We start from the raw sequence: 327 nt of genomic DNA, 5'->3' as shown, positions 1-327 counted from the left end.
GCTACCGCAACTGGCTGGCGCAAGACGACACCCTGTCCGAATTGCTGGAACTGATTAACCGACAACTGACCGAAAAAGGCCTAAAAGTAGAGAAAGCATCCGCCGCCGTCATTGACGCCACCATTATTCAGACCGCCGGCAGCAAACAGCGTCAGGCCATAGAAGTTGATGAGAAAGGACAAGTCAGCGGTCAAACCACACCGAGCAAAGATAAGAATGCCCGTTGGATCAAGAAAAACGGCCTCTACAGACTCGGTTACAAACAACATACCCGTACCGATGAGGAAGGCTATATCGGGAAACTGCACATTACTCCCGCCAATACCC

The 327-nt window shown here is 51.4% G+C and carries 1 protein-coding gene; it reads left to right on the top strand.

Features of this window, described 5'->3' with window-relative positions:
• Nucleotides 1–327 (top strand): transposase (locus ACTHSQ_RS11160; protein ID WP_440375955.1); only part of this gene is annotated, 327 nt, incomplete at both ends.

The organism is Neisseria sp. P0009.S008 (assembly GCF_051958615.1).
Classification (GTDB): Bacteria; Pseudomonadota; Gammaproteobacteria; order Burkholderiales; family Neisseriaceae; genus Neisseria; species Neisseria subflava.
The sequence above is the reverse complement of the archived record's forward strand: the minus strand, read 5'-3'. Positions and strand labels throughout refer to the sequence as shown.